Source organism: Vibrio frigidus (assembly GCF_042465995.1).
GTDB lineage: Bacteria > Pseudomonadota > Gammaproteobacteria > Enterobacterales > Vibrionaceae > Vibrio.
The window spans coordinates 426,762-446,464 of record NZ_JBCDMC010000002.1 but is presented as its reverse complement, the minus strand read 5'-3'; the positions used below and the strand labels follow the sequence as shown (position 1 = coordinate 446,464).

The 19,703-nt window shown below is 39.6% G+C and carries 14 protein-coding genes and 1 pseudogene; 14 read left to right on the top strand and 1 reads right to left on the bottom strand.

Annotated features, from left to right (window positions below; genetic code table 11):
* Positions 1-25 precede the first annotated feature (25 nt).
* From AACW90_RS05575 to AACW90_RS05565, 3 genes and pseudogenes are all read left to right on the top strand, one after another.
* A pseudogene (locus tag AACW90_RS05575) lies at positions 26-489 on the top strand (IS66 family transposase); the annotation flags it as partial.
* A 257-nt stretch (positions 490-746) separates the two neighbouring features.
* A complete protein-coding gene (locus tag AACW90_RS05570; RefSeq protein ID WP_390231978.1) occupies positions 747-1,016 on the top strand; it encodes a zinc ribbon domain-containing protein in 270 nt (89 codons plus the stop codon).
* A gap of 490 nt (positions 1,017-1,506) precedes the next feature.
* Positions 1,507-1,923 (top strand): SHOCT domain-containing protein, encoded by a 417-nt coding sequence (locus tag AACW90_RS05565; RefSeq protein WP_390231975.1) that lies wholly within the window; start codon positions 1,507-1,509, stop codon positions 1,921-1,923.
* A gap of 231 nt (positions 1,924-2,154) precedes the next feature.
* On the opposite strand, the gene AACW90_RS05560 is transcribed toward AACW90_RS05565, so the two are convergent.
* Positions 2,155-2,691: a hypothetical protein gene (locus AACW90_RS05560; protein WP_390231972.1), complete on the bottom strand. Its 537-nt coding sequence runs from the start codon at positions 2,689-2,691 to the stop codon at positions 2,155-2,157.
* 305 nt (positions 2,692-2,996) lie between these two features.
* Between AACW90_RS05560 and AACW90_RS05555 the strand changes: the two genes are divergently transcribed.
* The 11 genes from AACW90_RS05555 (at position 2,997) to AACW90_RS05505 (ending at position 19,342) form a co-directional block, all read left to right on the top strand.
* Entirely contained in the window at positions 2,997-5,690 is a 2,694-nt protein-coding gene (locus tag AACW90_RS05555; protein ID WP_390231969.1) for a CHAT domain-containing protein, read from the top strand.
* Complete coding sequence (locus AACW90_RS05550; RefSeq protein WP_390231966.1) at positions 5,683-6,591, top strand: hypothetical protein; 909 nt, start codon at positions 5,683-5,685, stop codon at positions 6,589-6,591. The genes AACW90_RS05555 and AACW90_RS05550 overlap by 8 nt, the downstream gene beginning before the upstream one ends.
* A 1-nt stretch (position 6,592) precedes the next feature.
* Positions 6,593-7,177, top strand: a complete 585-nt coding sequence (locus tag AACW90_RS05545; protein WP_390231963.1) for a hypothetical protein — start codon at positions 6,593-6,595, stop codon at positions 7,175-7,177.
* 63 nt (positions 7,178-7,240) lie between these two features.
* Positions 7,241-7,561: a ParE family toxin-like protein gene (locus tag AACW90_RS05540; RefSeq protein ID WP_390231960.1), complete on the top strand. Its 321-nt coding sequence runs from the start codon at positions 7,241-7,243 to the stop codon at positions 7,559-7,561.
* A 100-nt stretch (positions 7,562-7,661) separates the two neighbouring features.
* Positions 7,662-8,918, top strand: coding sequence for a B12-binding domain-containing radical SAM protein (locus AACW90_RS05535; protein ID WP_390231956.1), 1,257 nt, complete (start codon positions 7,662-7,664; stop codon positions 8,916-8,918).
* Positions 8,906-9,490 carry a dTMP kinase gene (gene tmk / locus AACW90_RS05530; protein WP_390231953.1) on the top strand — a complete coding sequence of 195 codons (585 nt, stop codon included), beginning with the start codon at positions 8,906-8,908 and terminating at the stop codon, positions 9,488-9,490. The genes AACW90_RS05535 and tmk overlap by 13 nt, the downstream gene beginning before the upstream one ends.
* Before the next feature lie 367 nt (positions 9,491-9,857).
* On the top strand, positions 9,858-12,233 hold the full coding sequence (locus AACW90_RS05525) for a hypothetical protein (RefSeq protein ID WP_390231950.1): 2,376 nt from the start codon (positions 9,858-9,860) through the stop codon (positions 12,231-12,233).
* A 593-nt stretch (positions 12,234-12,826) separates the two neighbouring features.
* Positions 12,827-13,999, top strand: a complete 1,173-nt coding sequence (locus AACW90_RS05520) for an SIR2 family NAD-dependent protein deacylase (protein WP_390231947.1) — start codon at positions 12,827-12,829, stop codon at positions 13,997-13,999.
* Positions 14,000-14,002: 3 nt separating this feature from the next.
* Positions 14,003-15,844 (top strand): ATP-binding protein, encoded by a 1,842-nt coding sequence (locus AACW90_RS05515; RefSeq protein ID WP_390231944.1) that lies wholly within the window; start codon positions 14,003-14,005, stop codon positions 15,842-15,844.
* Between the two features lie 47 nt (positions 15,845-15,891).
* Positions 15,892-17,634, top strand: a complete 1,743-nt coding sequence (locus AACW90_RS05510; RefSeq protein ID WP_390231941.1) for a hypothetical protein — start codon at positions 15,892-15,894, stop codon at positions 17,632-17,634.
* A complete protein-coding gene (locus AACW90_RS05505) occupies positions 17,618-19,342 on the top strand; it encodes a hypothetical protein (protein WP_390231938.1) in 1,725 nt (574 codons plus the stop codon). Before AACW90_RS05510 ends, AACW90_RS05505 begins: the two co-directional genes overlap by 17 nt.
* The last annotated feature ends 361 nt before the right edge of the window (positions 19,343-19,703 follow it).

Sequence of the window (19,703 nt, the reverse complement as noted above, 5' to 3'; positions counted from 1 at the left end):
CCAATAAACAGCGCGATAAGGTAAAGGCAAAGCGGATATGGCCTTGGTTAAAATCCAGAAGCTATATGAAATAGTGTCAAGAATAAAAGGGGTGAGCGCGGAGCTAAGGCGAACTGAGCTGCAAGCTTATGCAAAACCGCTACTTGATGAGCTTTATCAGCGGCTACCACACAGAAAGTGATGGGCTCTAGCTCGTTATGTAAAGCTATTAACTACGCGTTCGGTCAATGCTCTAAGGCTGATACGTTATATAGAGGGTCAGCCTTAGAGTATCGATAACAATCGTGCTGAACGTGCAATTGAACCGCTAGTGATTGGCTGAAAAACTGGTGCTTCTCAAATAACGGCAACGGAGCACAAGCGAGTGCCATGCTTTACAATATCATCGAGACGGCAAAAACAGACGGTCTTATCCTCTATGACTATCTGTTCAAGTCTATGAAGAGGCTGACTAAACAAAAGTTTGGTATCGACTCGCAGTTGTATTAGAGCTTCAAACATTAATATCTCACCCATGGAGCGAATACTTTATTAGTTCAACAATTTCAATGAATTGTAGTGACCTATTAATGATTAATATACTTATTATAGGATATAACCATATGATTTTAGGTCATTTTATATTGTGATTATTATCAGTTTACCTAATGATTGTTATTTAATAAGTGGGTCTTAACTTATTGAAAGTAATGAGGTAGATTAAGTATTAGCTTAATTATAAAAAATACTTAAAATAGGGAGTTTATATGTTTGTCGTTATTATGTGGTTGGTTTTTGCAGTATTAGTAGGGGTTTATGCAAGTAATAAAGGGCGAAGTGGTGTCGGCTTATTTTTTGTTTCTCTAATTTTATCGCCTATAATTGGCTTAATTATTGCTTTAATTATGTCTCCAAACCAAGATAAAGTAGAGCAATCCTCTATTGCATCTGGCGATATGAAAAAGTGCCCTTTATGTGCTGAGCTTGTCAGAAGTGAGGCGTCAGTCTGTAAGCACTGCTCTGCTGAGCTTACTTAATTAGATTTGTGTATTTATTAATAACTAATTAAAGAGCATTGTGGCTAGAGTGGAAGAATTACATTGAAGTATCAGGTATATCAAGCCCGACATGGTCATGTTATCACTGATAGTTTCAATATAGATCTCGATACGTATCAGTTAGTAGAAAAAATTAACAATACAATTATAAATTGATTTCTCATTGTACTTAAGTAGTATCTTGAAACCTTTTTGGGCATGTACATGATAATTACCAAACTGCCAATACCACCGCTTAGTGAAATGATCTTTAAAGTGGTCAATATGCATAATTTTTTCCCTAAAAAGGAACTATATGATCACAACTAAATGTGATCGTAAAATGACCTAAGAAATGTTCGCGATCTCACTTTGTTCGCCTTAGTCAGTTCAAAAATATTAAATTTAGATTAATTAACATTTTTATCAATCATATTTTTAAGTTTAATATGTTCCTTTCTTCGCTTTAACAAATCTAAAGGAAATATGTATGGTTTATTTGATTCTTATTATCGTTTTAATTTTTCTTGGCTTTGCCATGACTAAAAATGTACAAAACAAAACAGACGAAACCAAAAAAAAAGCTACGAAAGAAAAAGTGGTTGAAGAAAAATTAAGTATGGTTCACAAAGCAAAAGCATCTGAGTTCATTCAAATGTATATCAAAAACGAAGATGAGTATCAGCAAAACCCAGCGTTAAAAAGAGTTTTCGTAAACATTTGTACTGATCCAAACATTGAAGAGACATGTAACATAGAAAGCGCTATTCAATTAATGGTCGCTCCTCCAGATAATAAACTTGAGAATATGGAAAAACTTAAAAAGCTTGCTGAATTGAAAGAGTTGGGAGTGCTCACTGATGAGGAATTTAATACTAAAAAAGCAGAACTCCTGGCTCTAATTTAGAGAGATTGCAACTAGTTTGTATCCATCTGTGTTAGTCGAATATGTTAGGCCATCTTTTATATTTCCCAGTTTAGAAAGTCATACAAGCGGCAAGCCTGCCGCTGCGGTGGTCTCGGGTCTAGTGGTCTATTGAACTAAATGGGATTTAGGCTGTAATAGACTTGTTCAAATGTATCAGCGATATGTTTCAATGGAACAGGGTAACAATTGAACATCTCGAATCAGCTATTTTTAGATCAGCGGATAAACAGCATCACCCCATAGTTCACCACTCCCATCCATCATTATAGAAATAATTGTTGGAACAACACTTTCTAACACAGCGGTACAATCTCTTAGTTGACCCCTATTAGCTGAACGGTTGTAAGTAGCCCCGCCATGGATTAGCTGATTTCGTAAAGTGTATAGCCTGGAAAATACGATACTCAGGACTGTTACGGTGTCATTACTAGACAGAGCTTTGTTAGCAGTAAATTTTGCTTTGGACTGCTCATGCTTCCATTGGTCTTGGCTAATATCACCAGATTGGTATTTCCAAAATGACTGGAGGATAAATTCATTATCTAAGATTAGCCTTATTGAAGTGGAGTATTGAGACCAAACTAATTCAGATAATTTGTTATCCCTATCTAATGATACGATTTTAGTCAAAAACTCTTGGTACAAACCACGTTCACCAAAATCAGCCTTATAATCGAAATCCTGAGCATAGGCTGCGTTGAAGGCTATCCAAAGAAATATGTATCTCGAGTCATGGTCATCGCACATTTCTGCCTTTTTCAGCCAACTAAGTGCACGGTGGACGCGCAGAGATAGCGCTTGAGGGTAGGAATCTCTCTCTTGACGGTGGCGCTATTTAAGTACCTGATACATATGTTTTCCCAGAAGTTATTTGACTGTCTTAATGTTACCCGTGTTGGCATCTTATGCAAGTTGGTTATTATGGTGTTATGAGTTAGAGTAAACTTTAAATTGATTCATACTATTAGCCTAAATCTGCAACAGGTATCGATTTCAGAGGTGGGCGAGAGAGGGTTACCTGAAAATGGAAAGAATATTAATGAGGAAAGCGAATGGGTTCTTTCTCAATACAAACTGAGCAAGCTATAGAGTACAGTTTTATGCAAGACTTACAGCTTCGTAGCCGTGTAACACGTAAATGGTTCGACCTCACTGAATCTGCAAAGCAACTCATAAAGTCAAAAGATGCAAAATCTATCGCGAAAGCAGAAAAGTTATTGTCCAAAGCATTGAAGATAGCTCTTAAGGAGCCACTAGCGAGAGCTTCAACTTGTCATGACTTAGGGGTCTTGCACTTTTCATATCACGCTGAATTACCAGGTGGTACTTACCATAACCTAAATAAGGCTATTCAGTATTTTAATCGAGCAATAGACACTCCTCAAAGGCAGCGTTTCCCTGAGAAGCACGCTTCCAGTCTCTCGCAATTGGCAGCTACCTATCGTAGGGCTGCACATGATTATCTTTGGCCTGATAAAGATTTAGATTGCCTAGAAAAGGCCAAGTCACTTCACATTCAAGCAATTGATTTATTGCTTAATAGTGAAGTTCCTAAGGTGATTAGAGATGGTCAGCTTTCAATTATCCACTTTAATCTAGCGAGCGTACTTTTCGATCAAGGGTTTAACCAGAAAGCATGTGAGTCACAAGCGAAATCAGTTGAATTGTACTTAGGTTACATGAACTACAATTTACCACCTTTTATGAATGTTATGGCTCCAGAACAAGGTCTCGGGTTAAGTTTTGCGAGGTTGATACATTTCTCAGACTCTCCAAAACACAAAGAGCTATGCGAGACCATTTTAGATATAGCACCTCAGTTCGGAATTGACCCTATTAAAATTATGACAATTAACCCTGAGGTAGATATAGCTAGACCTGAACAACAAATTGATTACTTGGTGCGGACTGCAAAAACCAAACCGTCACCAGAAAACTTAAAGCAGCTATTGAAAAAGCAATACGAACTGATGGAAATTCGGCGAACTTGCAAGAGTGATGCAGAAGCCGATGTATTAGCATCTCTAGTTCAAAGAACATGTTCAGGACTTGCTCGTATACTAGTGGAACAGAACGATTTAACTGCTTCATTCAAGTTACTTGAAAATTGTAGTGCTCTACGTTTTTGTGAAAGCGCAAACAAACATTGGCAAGTTCCAGAAAAAAAAGTTTGTTTGCCTTTACGTAGTGATTTACTTCAGGTGGGGTCTACTTATTTTAATCTGAATGAACTTGCGTTGATGTTAGAGCATTTAAGTGAAGAGGATGTTGAGGCAGCACTAATTGAGGTTTTTGAAAGATCAGAGGAAGATTCAATCATAGAAGAAGTTCGGGCATCTAGCTACTTCTACGAGCCTGAACTGTATCCTGCGGTGCTTAAGGGTGCGATAGACGGTAAAGATTCGATTGCATTTCTACGACAAAAATCAAATGACTGTTTAACTGACTTTCTTAAGATTGAAAGTTTAATTGACGAGCTAGATCCTGCATTTTTGAAACGGAGAAACGGTGACTATTCAGTTCAATTCGAGCACTTTTATGATGCATTATGTAAGAACCCTAATTTAACTTTGGTCAGAATTGACATTGAGTCGAATTACGACGATGTACTTATTTTGGTCGCTACGATGAATGCTGGAAAACCAATGGTGACAGGCCATAGCATTAGCTTACCAAGAAACTTAGTTAATGATATTGGTGAATATGTAAAAGGAAACGCTGATGGTCTTAGAACTTGGGTTCTAGACTTCATAAACTGGCGTGAAATATTACCTGATGACTGTAAACGCCTTGGATTGTTAACCTCTTTTTTTGCATCACAGATACCGTGGGCTGCTACTGGAATAGAGGGTGAAGAACTTTATACATTGGTTGATGAGATTAATTGGCTTCCAACTGTTCTTTACCTTTGCAACCATGTAACGCACTTTAATAAGCGTAATGGTACAAAAAGTATCAATGGCGGCGACACACGTTTTCATAATGTAGCGAATGAACATGCCTCAAACCTAATGACAGATATTCAGAAAAATGATTTTGTTGGTGCGATTAGTAGCAGTGAAGTCTTATCCTATTATGGCCATTGCGTCCATGAGGTTCCCAACAGACCCTCTCTTAAAACGACGCATTTCGAATTGAACGATTTAGAACTCGTCAATCAAGTTGCTGGTATGGAACGAGTTGAGTTCTGGGCTTGCCAGAGTGGTAGTAACATCCCTTTGAGTGTTTTCTCTATTCCAGTAAATGAAGCGTTTGGTTTTGATATGCGGATGATAGAGTGGGGTGCAGTGAGTTCAATTGGTTCATTGTGGGCGTTGCCAGATATTGTTACAGCATATATAAAGTCTCACTATGACCAACTTGTAAAAAATGGTACTTCGCCATCTAAAGCTCTACTTGCAGCTCAGCGTTGGTGGGTTACACAAGGAGCTAAAGCTGAACTTAACAAAATGAGAGAGCTTGGATTGTCTCCCTACCTTAATACCTTAGGTTGTAATGAATCTGTAGACGGGCTTTTGGGGCCAATGAAGACAAAAGAGTCGCGGAATGAGGATGAGCTACAACAAGCAGAAAGATTGTTCCTACATCCTTCTTCTTGGGCTGGTTTAAGGTTTTGTGGGATAGCAGAGCAAATCAACCAAGCAGTTTGTAAAGAAAAAGTAGACCTTACGGATGGTGAAACCAGTCAACTAAAAAACCTGTTAGCCAAACAAAAATTTAAGTCTGGATTTATAAATTATGCGTGATGCTGATTTGTCGCCAATTAACGATTGGAGTGTAGAAGGTCGTAAGCAGTATCTTGAGGATCACAGAGTAATCGTTGAGGTGATTTTATCTAAGGCTCTAGAAGAGTTGTATGGGCCCAAGTTATCTAGTGTTTTTGGTCGTCAGGACAAAGCGAAAAATAAAATTCTAAATATGTTCGTCTCTGAGAGTTTTGATCATAAAGAGCTGCTCAAAAAGAGCATTCCTTGTAATTTAAAGCTTTTCAGTCAAATTGATTTTTGGTGTAAATACAAAACAGGCATCAGTATTAAAGGTGCTCAGCAAGTACCTTTAGATTCTGACCTTTTAGGTAATGACGGTTTGGCAGGCAATGATCTTGAACACGATATAGAAAAGCTCTCAAACTACTTACCTTTGTATAGCCACTCTGTCGCACCAGACATGGTTGGCTACTGGTTATTAGCGAACAAAAAATTATTAGATGAGTTGAGTGGCTTTATTTATGTTGACGTAAATGTTAGTCAAAATCTAAAGGGGTCACCAGCAAAAAAGTCAAAGTACAAAGCGGATGCTTCCTTTAGATATATTTGCATTTATCTTCATCTCGACGCAAAAGTGTCAGGTTTTGATAAGTATCTGGCTAAGTATTTAACTAGAGGGAAGAACGAGCCCCAATATGTTTCAGAGGGGGGGGAATCTCACACTGAAAAACATGAGGTTCGTAAGTCCATTACTCGATTAATCGGATACTTACATATGGTTAGCGGCGATGACCCTACTGCTTTATGTCAGAAGCTACTGAATTCTGCTGGTAGAAAAAGTTTATTAGACCAATATGAAATTAGTCGTGATTATCCTGAGTACGAAAAACTAAAAAATCAGCTATCAGAATTGAAGTCTCCAACAAAGGAGGAAACTTGATATGGCGTTAGATAAACTTTCATTGGACGAGATGGTTCAGGGGCTAAACACTAATACAAATGACTGGAAAGAACTAATTAGCGAGCCAGAACGTGAACGAGTATGGAGCGAGGCTGTTAAGCGTAGAGAAAACTTGGATCGGTTTTGCTATTTTTCTGCCAAATGGCCGCAGTTTGTAAATCATTACCAGCAAGCAAAGCGCTTTCTTAAAAAGTCTATCAACTCTCCAAAAGTCTCTCTGATGGGAGAAGAAGAGCTATTAGGTGATTTAGCTTTATCATTAAATGAGAAGGACAGAGTAACAGATGCGCTTCTTGTTACTGTCGAATGGGGAAGCCAGCAGATAGTGGAGATTCAAGGCGAGCAATCCGTTCAGTTCAGTAGTGAGTCAGAGATTCAAATACACTATAGGTACGAGGACTCTGAGGGTTGGATAACATCAGATCAGAGCTGGGAATTCATCCCAGATGAGGGAGCTGTAATGCTTACTTTTATAGATGTCGATGTGATAACTGATGACCTAATTGAAAGTTTAATCAAAGCTAAATCAGTGTCTTATATGATTTTGTTGCCATCAGTGAAATAAAAAGCGAAAAAAAACCATTTTCTATGCGTATAGACGTACCAACACAAATAAAGGTATGTCTAAATGCAAAACATTGTATTCAAATTCCCACAACACAGTTCTGAGCTGTCTAGCTCAAATTCTGACTGTATCTGTCTTGTCGACAAAAAAATCTGGCGCGAACTGCCAGGATCTACCCGCCAAAAAACAATCGATGTAGTAAGTGCGATTGCAAACGGTACTTCGTGTACTTCGCTTGGTGGAAAAATCGTCAAATCTAATCCATCCCTGATTCGATTTAGAATCGGACGAAGCTTGCGTTTGATTCTATCGCAAGGGAAGCACCACCAAGTGTTCAAGCTTTTCCGACGCCAAGGTTATGAAAAGCACTTCAAGCACCTTTGATAAACCGCGTTATTTACTCGTTATAGGTTGCGAAGTGTGTACTTGAGAAAGTCGTAAGCCTTTGTAGCCGCTTTTCAGAATCAGGATTATGGATCTTACTATGAGCAAAACTAATAAATGTCTAATAGTTACTTTTGATTTTACCCAAAGAGGTAAAAGTGCGACCAGCTTTGCGGCGGGAGTATTGCTGTCTGCATGTAAGCAACACCAACACTATGGTGATAAGTTTTCAGTAGATCACTTATCTATCGAAATGAACGAAAATAAAGTGGAAAACCCGTCTGTAAGAGAGATTGCTAACGAAATCGACAATCAATACAAATTGGAAGAGCTACATGGTTTAGCTATCGGGTGTTACATGTGGAACACTGATTTGATTGAGCCCTTGATTACACAATGCAGAAAGAAAGGTTTTCAGGGCAATATCATCTTGGGTGGGTATCAAATTCATGAGGATACATGTGAGAAGCTCTACCCTGGTGGTGATATCTATCTGCCAAGCTATGGAGAAGTATCGTTACCAGAGGCCTTCATGCAGGAAAAACTTCTCCATAAATTAACTCTGACTAATCAGGTAGATTTTGGTTCACTTGACTCACCGTACTTGAATGGTGCCATCGAGATTGCTGAGAACCAGCCAATGATACATTGGGATACCCAACGAGGCTGTTACTATGCCTGTTCATTCTGTGCTCATCGTGATGTCGCAAACAACAAGGTCTATGATTTCCCACTCGAAGCTATCAAAAGTGAACTGCGCCTGTTTAAAGAGAAAAACGTTCAACGGATAAACGTGCTTGACCCTATCTTTCGCAAAGGGCGCAGATCCTACGAAATCTTGGAGTACGCAATAGAAATTGAATTGGAAGCAGAGCTGGTTTTTCAAGTTCGCTTTGAGGACATTAATGAACGCCTCCTAGGATTGTTTTCTAAACTTAATACTTACCTTGAGTTCGGCCTACAGACAGCCATCAAGGCTGAATCTGTCGTAATTAACCGTCGTAATAGTATTGAGAAAGTATCTTCAGCTATCGAAATGCTTCAAAGCAAAAACATGTCATTTGAAGTCAGCCTTATCTATGGGTTACCAACTCAAACACTAGATAGTTTCTCTCAAAGCGTCCAATTCCTTCAGAGTCGTGATGTCTTGAATATCAAGGCATTTCCACTGATGCTGCTGGAAGGAACGCAGTTATCGGTAGATAAAGAGATATATGGAATTAAAGAAGGTCTCATTGATGAATCGGGGATCCTACATGTTGTCGAAAGTGACAGCTTCACGAACGAGGAATGGAAAGCAATGAGAAATCTAGCTACTAAACTAACAAAGCAGGGGGTGACAACATGTTTATTGTAATCGAAGGCCTTGATGGTAGTGGTAAGTCTACAATATCCAAAATCCTGGCAAAGAAGCTAAATGCTAAATTACTAACTACACCTGGATCTGACTTCAAAGATACTCGTAAACAACTCGATGCCGTTTTTAAGAACAATCCCAAGGCAAGGCAGTTGTTCTACATGGCTACAGTGCTCAATGTGGCTGACGAAGCTCAAAGTTTAATAGCTTCTGGTCAGAACGTAGTGGTAGACCGTTATTGGTTATCAACTCAGGTCTATCATTGCTGGATGACCAACGAACAACACTACAAGTTGCATGAAGTAGAAAGCGATCTCTTGAAACCTGATCTTACGGTTTTCCTTGATTTGGCAATGTATGAGAGGAACAAGAGAATTAACGATAGAAAGAATTGCACGATAGAGGATAGTAAGACATTGACCTATGAGGCGGACAACAATTTGCGTAATCTGTATGTGCAAATGAGTGATGCGGAGCCTGTGGGTAAGTGGCTTCGAGTTGATGCTTCACAGGGTATTGGTGCAATCGTAGACACAATACTGGACAGTGTTCGTCAGATAGCGCCGTTCTAATGTCATGAGCGCTGGGAGCTGTAACTAGGGCTCCCAGCTTTATAGACAAATTAAGCCGTCGCTATGCGACGAAAAATCGAGGTTTAAGTATGAATCGTATTTAGATGGCTGGTCAAAAATTAACCGTATCTACTCATGTTTCTTATTTTATATATAAAAAGAGCCAAGTGAGTAGATTTGTAGTTGCCTATTGGACATGGCTATGGAGGCATGACAACCAATAAGCCTTAACATCGCTAGTTTCCTGCGTAGCAGGGCCAATGAGGATATTTTTTAGTCGAATGAACTGTTGACAGCGCCAATTTGTCGCGATACTGTATAAATGAACAGTAAAAGAATCATTATAATAATTACAGAGATTCACAACATGAGTATAAAGAAAATAAAAGCAGAGCATACTGCTCGTCATGCTGTATATAATCAGCCAGAAACAAACAATAAGTCAACTGCTTTCCTATTGGTCGATATTACAGCTAGCGACTTCCTCAAAGCTTATCCCGACTCCTATGTTATTGAGCCATTTTGTCCAATTGTGGATGTGCTAAATTACTATCAGCCGACCAAGAGACATCAGATAACTCTGGTTACAAGTAGTATAGAGATTGCCAGTACTATCAAAGAGTATACGTATACTTCAGCATCAGGCTTTTTATGTTTTGATACTGGAGAACATTTCTCATCCAATAATTATCTGCACATGAACGCGCGTCTATATGCGATCTCTGGCGATATGTACTTCAAACGCATACTTTGTTCTATCGCAGCATCATCTGTGGGAATTGAGTATTCAAGGGCAGGATTTAAGAAAAGATTAGAGAAGTATGGCATGTCAAATGTTGAATCGGGTGAGATAGCAAAAAGTAAGAATGATTGCCTAATCAAAGTGGTACGTGAAAACCTGTTGTTAAGCCCTGACGAAAATATCACCAACATAGCGGAGCTTTCTGAGGTGTCAAAGGCTTTAGTTTTGGCTATTAAAGCTATGACTGGTGCGGGAAAAAATATTGAACTACTTGACCCCTTGATAAGAACGTACTTAGCCTCAGGAAAAAAAGTATCATTTATCTCTTCTCTAAAAACAATCATTAACAAAAATAGCACGACGCATAGTGGTATCGGTGAAGGCTTTGTTAGTTACGAAATTGGCGCAAGTAACATTGACTACCTTAACCCTAAAGCTTTTTCAGTCTGTGTTAACTCTCTGGGGAAAAAGATTTTTCTTGAGCAAGTATTATCCAGTGATCTTGTAGTGATTGACGAAATCGAATCATGCATCAGAAATATTCTTTTGGGAAACGACAACACAAAGTCCAAGAATCGTATGACGGTAGAAACTAGGAAGTTAATTATTGATTCATTGATTCGGGTTATCAAGACTGCCCCTCACCTGGTTGTTGCTGACGCAGATATCTCTCCATTAACTGCGAAACTACTAACTTCGATAAGACCAGACATCCGAATTTTCAATATCGAGCAGGACTACAGCCATATCACTGTAAGTACAGCAACTAAAGACATGGTATTCCAAGAAGCTACGGCTGCGGTTACTGCGAATGATAAGCCTGTTGTAGTTCTATTTGACAGACTAAAGGATCTTAATGTTTTTTTGAAAGGGTTGAAGGGTCGTGACAATAAATCTCTAAATGATGAAACTGCTTTAGATGAGAGCATTCTAGTTCTTAATTCTGAAACCCATGGTAGAGAAGCGCAGAAGGCGTTTCTTGAAGATCCAAATGCGGTAATAAAGTCGGGAAAATACCGCGCAATTTTGTGTTCTCCAACTTTAGGTAGGGGGTTCTCTATCACGGAGCACTACACGGACAAAATATACATTATTGCCAATGGTACCTTGGATCCTGCTGGCTTGATTCAATTTCCTCGCCGTTTTAGAACCGCTACTGAGTTTGTCTATGGCGTTAATATGGAACGCTCCAAGACTGTTGACCACACTCAACATTTAACAGAGGTGCAAGGAAAAGGTGCAGCAGAACCATTCTTCGCAGAGCTTTTAGCTGAGTATAAAACTGAGCATGAACTGTTGACTGGCAATATTGCGATTACTCTTCCTGAGGCCTTAAAAACTCTAAAATTTAATCTGATAGACCACCCATCTCTCGATGCATCTAAAGAGGATAGAAATCTTGCATTCAATGAGAGAAAGCAAAACGAAAAACAACTAAAGGCAAGTGAAGTAAAAGCAGTTCTATCAGAATCAGATATCTCTGAATCAGAAGCTGTTGTGTTAGAGGGTAAGCAAGGGAAGACAAAAGCTGAGCGATCTCGCCTTGAACGTCACAGTATCCAGAAAAAAACAAATGTTAAGGATATAACGAAAAAGGAAATTGATTTTTGTACCAAGTTCGATATTGAGGTCTATAAATTATTTCACTCAGACGCTCACTATTATCGTCGATCTATACTACGTCAGGAATTTGGAAAGTTAGCGTCAGGATCTGACTTCACATTATGCGAAATTGTTGTAAATCAAAAGATTGCATCTTCATTAATCGAGCGGCTTCAGGCTACAAATATTGGTAAAGTTGATGTTTATTTGCCTGAATCTCTGCGGATTGGAGAAGCAAGAGTAAAGCCTGAGAAAGCACTCTGCATGACTAGGGCTGTGTTGGATGCTGCGGGATTTCAGGGTAGGAGAGTTAAACGTGTGATGGATGGATGTTCCGTTAACTGTTACGTCTACACTATGTCTCCTTATACACGGAGCCTCGTTGATTATTATACTTAACCGTTAGAAGGGCTGACTGGGAACTTAATCTGCTCGTGTTAGCGATACGTTGGCAATTGAACTTGGCACTTCTTTCTGCGGTGCCATAAAGCGAGATGGTACGGATTGAGTTCAATACAAACAGCAGCAAACTATGGTTTGCTGCTCAGATCAGAAACCCCCATTAGCGCAAAATCGTATCCTTGAAAGCAAAGTTTAGTCTGATATGTTATGCATGTCAGTGGAAGGCGTATCTTACTTTTGGATAGATCCTACTTAGAAATTTAGTTCTTCTATTTGTCTTCGGATAATTTCTGGTAATGCAAATCACTAGATGTCTTCGCCGTCCACCTCTACTCAAGTGAACAAATTCTTCATATCACAAACTATAAAAGTCAAAGATATAACTTATAAGATTGCAAGAAGATAATAGTCAAGCTTATAGCTACCCGTAATCGGAAAGGTTATTTTTTGTTCGCACCGCAGATTCCTAGTTGTAGTGCAAATCTGATTAAATCATATTACTTATTATTATGACTTGAGTTGCTTAGTCAACAAGAGCAGTATTGGAGTAATAAAACCTTACTACATGCAAGGTAAATCAAAGGATTAGAATGGAAAACCTCATAGACGTAGATTTGTTTTCTCAAGTAGAGGAACACCTGAAGTGTTCCGAGCAAAGCTGGTTAATGGGCGCAGGTATTAGTTTTGACGCTAAACTGCCACTCATGTACCCGCTGACAAATAAAGTTAAAAAAGACTTAGAAACGGACAATCAAGGCATATTCGATAAGATTGTTGCCCCTTTGTTCATAGAGTTGCCTCAAGAGTGTCATATCGAACATATTCTCAGCCATTTAGGTGACTATGCAGCCTTGGCGGAGAGGTGTAAAGATAAAAAGGTCAGCATCAATGGTGCTGAAGTAAAGTTGGAGGAACTGCAAGAAGCCCATCGTTTAATACTTGAATCGATCTCAAATGTAATTAGAAGTGGCTATGTTGAAGACAAAGAAGGAAACACAACTGAACAAGGAACTGTATTTAAACCAATAGTCGAAATTGACTCTCATAAAGAGTTTATTGATACTCTGTTCAATCACGCAGGCGCTGGTATTTATGAGCGGAGAAAACCCGTAAACATTTTTACGACTAACTATGACACCTTGCTAGAAGATGCTTTGGCGTTAAACAAAGTCCCCTACTGGGATGGTTTTTCTGGGGGGGCAGTAGCTCACCGAACTCAGCGTTATGGTGAACCTGTCCCTACTAACGGTCAACGTGCCAACTTAATCAAGATGCATGGTTCAATAGACTGGTTTCTTTGTGAAAAAGGACATGTCTGGAGAGTCAGAGATAATGATCGCTATCCGAAGGCTGACCGCCGCGTGCTGATCTACCCTCAAGCCACAAAATATATAGCAACCCAACAAGATCCATTCTCAGCACAATTTGATCTATTTCGTAAAGCCCTAAACTCTTCAAATAGTAATGTGTTAGCTGTGTGTGGCTATAGTTTTGGTGATGACCACATCAACAACGAAATTGAGTTCGCCCTGTCTAAAGATGACAACAGAACCGTTTTAGTCGCTTTTCTTGAATGCCGAGAAGAAATTCCATCCTGCCTAGAGCGATGGCGCACTTCGAGTTATGGCTCGCGAGTAATTATTGCATCTCTTCATGGTCTCCATGTAGGTGCGAAAGGCCCCTTAAAAAGAAAAGATAATGATGACTATTGGTGGACATTCGAAGGTGTCACATCAGTACTTAAAAACGGATGTGAGGTATAAATCATGTTTACACCAACTGATGAGCTGAAAATAGGCCAAGTTGTTGAGGTCTCAGGGACGACTATCAAAGTTGAAATCTCTAATAAGGTCTCTGAACTAGCTAGAACTTTCGATGGCCGAGTTTATCCAATAGGACAAATCGGCAGTATGGTTAAGATCCACTACGGTCGAAAGGTAATTTTCGGTTTGGTTACAATGCTTCGAATGCGCTCTGAAGAATTGCTAGAGGTTGGCATGCCTATAAATACTGAATCTGATCAAAGGCTTATGGAAGTGCAACTATTGGCCGAAGGTAGTTGGAATAACTCTAGTTCCCAATTGTCCTTTAAGCGAGGTATCAAGACATACCCATTGCCTCAGCAAGGCGTGTTCTTATTAACAAATGACGAGATTTCATGTGTTTATCGCTCTGCTGAAGGTGAACGAGAAGAGAAGGTAGATCCCTTAGTTCCATTTGCTGTATATAGCGCATCGGAGTCAACTGCTTGCAGAGCGAATATAAACAAAATGTTCGGGATGCACTGTGCTGTATTGGGCTCAACAGGTTCAGGGAAATCGGGAACTGTCGCCGCAATAATTCATAGCGTTTTGGAGCATAACATTGGAAAGAAGAGTTTTTCTCCGCAAATTGTTGTAATTGACCCACATGGTGAATATGGAACTGCATTCAGTAAAAGGGCTATACAATATAGAGCTTATGACATAGCAGCGGGTGAAGATCAGCAAGAACTAATAAAATTACCATACTGGTTAATGTCAAGCGATGAATTTACCAGTTTGATAGTTGGCAAAACTGAAGAAAGTGCCACTAGCCAAAACAACATCGTTCAAAAAGCTTTGACGCATGCTCGAATGGTTGCGGCAGGAATTGTGCAGCCGTGCCCTAGAGAGTTTGGCACCGAAGTATTAAAAGAACTAGAAAACCATGATGATCCAAATCTTTGTGATAAAAAAGACACATCGGACATTCTTGAGTTTGATAGAGATAAACCAAGACCGTTTTGCTTAGATGAGTTTGAGAGTCATATAAGATTTATACAAGGAGGACGTTTTAAAAAAGGTACAAAAACCCTTGAGACCTTGCCACCTACAGATTTAGGGAAAGCTCGTATTCCATCAGTCTTAGATAAGGTGAGAGTTCTCCGAAGAGATAAGCGACTCTCTTTTATGCTGCAATGTTGGGAAGGTGAACAAGATGAAATTAGACTTCACAAGGTTTTAAACCAGCTTGTTGGGGTTCCTGTTGAGGAAAATAAAGATATTAGAATAATAGATATCTCAGGTCTTCCTAACGAAGTTGCGGGCCCTCTAGCAGCCTTGATTGCTAGGTTATTATTTCAATATAAAGTATTTCAGACGCAAGAAGAGAAAGAAAAAGATCCAATTCTGCTCGTATGTGAAGAAGCACATAGATATGTGCCTGATCATGGAGAGGCGCAATATGCAGCAGCACAAGGAGCAATAAGACGCATTGCAAGAGAAGGTCGAAAATATGGGATTGGCCTAATGCTAGTAAGTCAAAGGCCCGCAGATGTAGATAGCACTGTGATATCACAGTGTGGCACTTGGGTTGTATTAAGGCTTACTAACTCTGCGGATCAACAGCATGTCGCCCGCTTTCTACCAGATGGCTTGTCTGGGATGGTTGGATCTCTACCTATTTTGTCACAACAAGAAGCCATATTCGTTGGTGAAGGAGCCGCTCTTCCTTCGAGAATCAGGGTCAGAGATCTTCATAAAAACCAACTTCCTAAATCAAACACAATACCTTTTGCTGAAGGGTGGGCTAACGGCCGTCTAGATCTCGAGAAGCTTGAGGCTATTGCTGAGAGAATGTGTAGCTGAACAAGCTAAAGCACGGTTCTTATTGACTGTCTATTTAGAGGGAAGAAATGTCATTGGAAGAAATAAAGGCTAGGTTCCAAGATGTAAGTGATACGAGAGAAGGTCTACTTTCCCTCATTGATGAGATGTACTGTGAGGAAATAAACTCTGACGAGAAGGTTTTGAAGCAGACTCTAATAGAGCTGCATAACTCAGGAAGTATTGAACTTGTCAACATTGTAAGCACGGTTGAGAAGAGCTCAAGTAGATATAATTTTTTCACTGTTTTGCACGCCTTTGAAAACGTGCTGCCGTCTTTACATGCAAGCATTGAAGATGTCCTACGTTGCCTTGTTAACTTGACGCAGTTGGCAGGAAGAGATTTGGCTGCTGGTGGGGTCTATAGAGCTTATGAACGTTTTTGTCGAATGGAAACTAATCGTCCAAGAGATAGTGTTAGATTTATCCTAGAACAAAGTGACCTTAGCGCATATGCTCCTTTTCTCTCTAGTTCAATTCTCTCGTATGACTCAGGTAGCGTGGTTGAAGCTATCCAGACTACGGAAAGCTTGATTGCAATAGAAAATAACGCTGTCAGACATCAAGCTTATTTTACTCTGGGGCGTATTGATGCAGGTGAAGTGCAAGCTTGCACTATTTGGGAGCTACTTTGTAGCAGTGCCACTAACGAGGAAGAAAGTGGCTGTCGTGCTGCAATACTAAGGGCAATACTCCACTTTGGAGAAAAGTTCCCACTCTACTGGACGAAAATCGAAGACCTTATATCTACCTTTTCAGAGGTTACTCACCCAGAGGCACTACATATAATTTCGGAACTTACTGCCTTTCAAAGAATCAATTTTCCAGAAAGTGTCATGAATCTTCTCCTAAATAAATTAGCTAATGTTGCCCCAGACCATAAAGGCACCATTGATAATATAGATCATTTGCTAGTCAAACTGGTAGAGAAGGGAGCGTCTTCAGATGCCGTCGAGCTATTGGAATCGCTTGTGGCCGCTGATGTGGAAATTCTAGCATTTGACTATTTCACCCACGAGTTATTGACAAGACACAGAGATTTATTGAGTCACATCATTACAAAATGGTTGTTGTCTGGTACATCTTCACTTTGTCGTGGTGTTTCAGATCTACTTAATGATGTTTCAGGCAACGATATAGAACTAGAAGCTGAAGTTGCATTACTAGACGATGGAATGAAGCAAGAATTTGTTGGTCATAAGGCTGTTGGTTGGCTGTTTACTCGCCCTGTTGTTGCGGTGAGCTTCATTCTATCCATCTACGATGTAGCTTCGGAATCCACTCGTAAAGAACTTGAACAGGTATTGTATGACCCATTACTTTTAAGCTATCCAGGAGAGCTTAAGCAGTTCTTCCAATCGTGTGTTGATAAAGGTGTTCAAGTTAGTTTATGGGAACGTCTAGTTGGCAAACTTCAGGCGTACCATGCTGATATCGAGCAAGTATCTGGTTTGAAAGAGTTAATAGCTCCGAGTGAAAATTTACAGGCGTATTGGAAAAACTCCAATAAAGACATGCAAGCAGCTTACGAAAAAGCATCAAGATCATCATTCATAAGCCAAATTGTGACGACACAGCGATTATTGTACGGGAATAGCTCAATTTACTACGTGCACCAAGGAGATGGAAGTCGAGTACGGCAAGAGATGCAAATGCACTCTTTCACTCACTCTACCGAAATGCCAAGGCTGAACGTTTTAGATCCTGAGAACTTAGATTATAAATTACGGGTTTACCGCTACGGGAGAATGAAAAATGAAGTTGATTCTTAAGCAATATTTAGCTTCATTGAAAGAACGAAAAGAATTGGATGCTGTGCTGCCCGATTTGTTGAGCAGTATAGGAATGAATGTGTTCATTTCGCCCACTCGCGGTGTCAAAGAATATGGTGTCGATATAGCAGCCGTAGGACGGTTAACTAATGAGGAAGAAAGAGTATACTTATTTTCTGTTAAATCTGGGAACCTTACTCGTGACACTTGGAATGGAAGCGCAGATCAAGCTCTTAGACCTTCGTTAGATGAAATTCAAGACTCATTTATCCCTAGTCGTTTACCACCTGAACACAGAGGTAAAAAGATTGTAATCTGTCTATGTTTTGGGGGCGATATTAACTCTGGGATCAGGCAAGAAGTATCTGGCTATGAGCAAAGGAACACTAGAGACAATATTGCTTTTGAGGAATGGAATGGTGATAAGCTGTCGGAGTTGATTCAACAACATTTGTTGAAAGAAGAGCTACTTCCCAGTTCTAGCCAGGCTTTGTTGAGGAAGTCCTTAGCCTTACTCGAAGAGCCTGAGAGCTCTAGTCAACATTTCTCATTGTTGATTGATCAGGTAATGTCAAACGCTAACGATGCAGATTCGGTAGCATCATCTATAACGCGAATTAACGTTTGTCTATGGGTTCTATACTCATGGTGTCGGGATGGAGGTAATTTAGAAGCTGCATATCTTTCGTCGGAGCAAGCATTGCTATTGGCTTGGGGCAAGGCTAAAAAATATTACACAGGAAGGAACAAGGCTTCAAAATCATTCGATAGTATTCTCGAAACATATCAACAAATAACAGATTGTTATGTAGATCAATGCTTAATACCATATGTTGGATTAAAGTACGCAATATCTCACGCAGTCCAATCCCCAAGTTCCATCGACGTAAATATTAAGCTGTTTGATGTGTTAGGACGTTTGTCAGTGAAAGGACATTGGGTTTTAGATGCGCTGATAAAAAGTTATACGGCAACTCCGCCAACAGATGGAGAGAACCAAGAGCAAGAACTGCTGCGCCTCCGCCTCAGAGAAATCACTAAGTCTATTAACCTTTTGGTGGTTAATAATCCTCTACTACTGTCACCGTATAAAGACTCCCAAGCGATTGATTTAGCTCTTGCTTTAACGCTCCTTTCAAACAATTCAGAACTTGATGAGTTTGTTAAGAGTTGGTTGTCGGAAGTGGTTAATATGTGTATGTTCGCTTTTGGTAGCAATGGTATGTATCCAATTGTCCATAACTCCTTTGAGAAGCTGCTTGAGCATCAAAACAAAGACAGAGCAGATGGTAACTACAAGTACAAAGTTACTGAGGCTAGTATTTTATACCCACTTCTTACGGTATTTTGCTCTCTTTATGGTCTCAATTCAGTCAGCCAAGAACTGGAAAAATTCGCTACAGATAAGCTAGCGCATTGCACATTACAGTACTGGTATCCGAATAAGTATAGTGAGAAATTTATGTATTCGAACTCAGATATGCACGGTTCGACTTCGACCAACTTTCCAATGAACAATGATTTAGCCATAGAGCATATAACTCAGGAATGTGATTCGTTAGATTCGTTCAAGAAAATGTCTGCTGCTGTAGAAGGTAAGTTGCCACTGCTCCTAACAGCTTGTCGTTGCTACCGATATCCAGTCCCTTTTCATTTTCTTGAGGGTTTCCTAGAAGATGTGTTCAGCGATAATAAAGTGTCTTTTTAGCTCTACGACTACTATGGTGGAGATAAAACTATGTTGAAAAAGTAGTGATTAAGACAAACCTGACTTTGAATCGCGATGGCGTCAGTTTTACTGTGAGATGAGGTCTCGATTTAAGAGCCACATAAAGCGTTACTCTAATTGACAGCTTTCTATAAATAATGATACTGTATAAATATACAGTATCATTATTTTGCAGGTTGACACATGATTATATTAAAGGAGCTGCCATCAAAAGATCAGCTAAGTGCAGATGAGCTAAGTTCTCTCCTGAAGGAACTAGGTTATATTAATCATTTAAATAATCCATGTTCCAAAACATTGTCGGAAATTCTGCATGTAAGTATGAGAAATTCACAGCGTA